This is a genomic window from Pseudomonas sp. 22085 (genome assembly GCF_052045815.1).
GTDB lineage: Bacteria > Pseudomonadota > Gammaproteobacteria > Pseudomonadales > Pseudomonadaceae > Aquipseudomonas > Aquipseudomonas glycinae.
In genome coordinates this window covers 1-2693 of record NZ_JBQEQA010000044.1, presented here as the reverse complement: position 1 = coordinate 2693, position 2693 = coordinate 1, and the positions used below count along the sequence as shown (strand labels likewise).

Here is a 2693-nt window from a genome sequence, read left to right as displayed (position 1 = left end):
TCGGCGGTGATGTCTTCGCCGGGCAGGATTTCAATCTGGCTGTCGGTGTTCGCGGCGATCGGGTGGACGAGAATCGTGCTGAGTGGTTCGCCGTGTTCCGGATACACCAGCGGCGGCATCGATCCCAGCGGCCCGCGTTGCGGCGTCCACAAAATCGTGATGCCGTTGAGCTTCGCCTCCATGGCGGTCTTGTCGCTGTTCCACTCGACTTTTACGGTACGCACCGAGTCGTCGCCCGAGACGCCGGTGTGGATGCCGTAGACCTGCATGACGCCTTCGGCATCACGCCGAAACTGGAACCGCACGCGAGTGGTGGCGCGGCTCATGCTGCGTAGCTGTTCATCAGTGTGAAGCGTGCCGTCGCCCATTCGGGTCGGGAGCATCCCGAGGATAAACACGCTGGCCGGGCCTCCCGCACCGCGGATTGCCCAATTAAGGCGCTGCTGCAGAATTCCACCACCGGCCATGCGCCCCAACGCCAGATCGGCGCCGATGGCCTTCGCTACGGCGTGACTGGCAGCGGGAATGCGCAGAGCGCCTGCCACCATGACTTTGCCGAAGTGAGAGGCGGGCTCAGGTGTAGTGCCGGCATCCGTCCGGCACCAGTTGCCCGGCGTGCAGGACTTGGCAAAAACCAGATCGTCGCGAGGCTTTGGCGATGGCCATTCGTCTGTCGGGACGTAGACAGGCTCTGGCTCCGGGGGCGGATTCCAGGCAGCCCACGAGGCGCCGCCGTTCGGAAGTTTTCGGCGCCAGATATCGTCGAAAGGGTCTTTGTCCGGGTCCATGACAACTCCCTGTCTGTCTTTGGATCAAGACAGGGGAGCTTGTCGGTCAATCGGGATGGCGATCAAATCGACTTGCCGGGATGCAGAGGCCTGGTCGAACGAATAATCCTCTTCGTACGCCTTTCGCGCTCTGTTCCTACGGAATCATGCCGGCCCACTGAAGTGGAGCACTTTTCTTGAGGCATAAAAAACGGCCTATCTTTTGGTAAGCCGTTTTTAATACTTAGTGGTGTGAAGTCATTTCAGTGATTGACCATGAATCTTCACTTCTTGAAGCCAGGCAGTCCGTTTGCTTCATGCCATTTCGCGATTGTACGGGCTATGCCAGAGGACGACGTGTCAGCACCTGGCTCAGGGTAGTAGATAAGGTCCATCTTGCTCGGATGCCCAACGATTTCGTTGAAGTGCAGCAATAGAATATCTGCCCGTTCATCTGTAGGTGCCTTGTCTTCCTTTCTGATCTCGTCAATGACACGGCGTTGAGTCATTACTGACCTTTGAACCCAGGCAGACCCTGTGAGGCTCGCCATTCTTTCACAATCTGCGTGACCCCCCGAGGAGAGCTATCCGCGCCTGTCTCCGGGTAATAGATCAGATCGGATCCGGCCGGATGTTCGCTGATTTTCTCGAAGTGCAGCAGTAACAAATCAGCCCGACCATCGTCTTCGGCTTCTTCATCTTCTTTAACGAGTTCTTCCAACAATGCAACGAACTCGGTCTCTGTGTACTCCGAAATGCTGCTTTTCAGTAGATTGTCTTTCATGACTGGCCTAATCGTTCCGGTGGATATCGATGTGGTTTCGAGGTGTATTTACTCGTAGATTATCAACGTCGTAGACGTCGCCACCCTCGGATACTTTTTCGAGATGATGAAGCTCGTAAGATCTTCTGCCGCCGACACTATCGGCTTTGCGCACCCTTGGTGCTTTACCTTTACGCATACGGCCAACACTTTGCTTTATGAACTGATCCGCCACGGCAGACTCCGAAACGGCTTTCCAAAAAGCCCTTCGGAACGAATCGAAGCTTTGGAATTCGAGTCCCCTGAGTGAGTCTGCCACGTCTGTTGGAATTGGAACTCCCATCCCCGCGTTTGCTCCGACGAGCCATATGCCCGACGAATCCTCCCCAACCCCCGTCACCGTCCCCGGCATCAATCTTGCCGGTTTCGAAAACACCACATACAACGACTTCAGCCCGGTCTCCGCCGGAAACACCAGAATACAATCCTCGGCGGTGATGTCTTCGCCGGGCAGGATTTCAATCTGGCTGTCGGTGTTCGCGGCGATCGGGTGGACGAGAATCGTGCTGAGTGGTTCGCCGTGTTCCGGATACACCAGCGGCGGCATCGATCCCAGCGGCCCGCGTTGCGGCGTCCACAAAATCGTGATGCCGTTGAGCTTCGCCTCCATGGCGGTCTTGTCGCTGTTCCACTCGACTTTTACGGTACGCACCGAGTCGTCGCCCGAGACGCCGGTGTGGATGCCGTAGACCTGCATGACGCCTTCGGCATCACGCCGAAACTGGAACCGCACGCGAGTGGTGGCGCGGCTCATGCTGCGTAGCTGTTCATCAGTGTGAAGCGTGCCGTCGCCCATTCGGGTCGGGAGCATCCCGAGGATAAACACGCTGGCCGGGCCTCCCGCACCGCGGATTGCCCAATTAAGGCGCTGCTGCAGAATTCCACCACCGGCCATGCGCCCCAACGCCAGATCGGCGCCGATGGCCTTCGCTACGGCGTGACTGGCAGCGGGAATGCGCAGAGCGCCTGCCACCATGACTTTGCCGAAGTGAGAGGCGGGCTCAGGTGTAGTGCCGGCATCCGTCCGGCACCAGTTGCCCGGCGTGCAGGACTTGGCAAAAACCAGATCGTCGCGAGGCTTTGGCGATGGCCATTCGTCTGTC

Annotated in this window: 4 protein-coding genes; all 4 read right to left on the bottom strand. The window is 58.1% G+C overall.

All coding sequences use genetic code 11. The features are described from left to right. Positions 1 to 788 (bottom strand): S-type pyocin domain-containing protein (locus ACTJK7_RS29000; RefSeq protein WP_440781112.1); only part of this gene is annotated, 788 nt, incomplete at its 3' end. Positions 789 to 1051: 263 nt separating this feature from the next. Beyond that, positions 1052 to 1276: a bacteriocin immunity protein gene (locus ACTJK7_RS28995; RefSeq protein WP_236191694.1), complete on the bottom strand. Its 225-nt coding sequence runs from the start codon at positions 1274 to 1276 to the stop codon at positions 1052 to 1054. Continuing rightward, entirely contained in the window at positions 1276 to 1551 is a 276-nt protein-coding gene (locus ACTJK7_RS28990) for a bacteriocin immunity protein (RefSeq protein WP_085745396.1), read from the bottom strand. Before ACTJK7_RS28990 ends, ACTJK7_RS28995 begins: the two co-directional genes overlap by 1 nt. A gap of 7 nt (positions 1552 to 1558) precedes the next feature. Further along, the coding region (locus tag ACTJK7_RS28985; protein ID WP_440781110.1) for an S-type pyocin domain-containing protein at positions 1559 to 2693 on the bottom strand (1135 nt) is incomplete at its 5' end.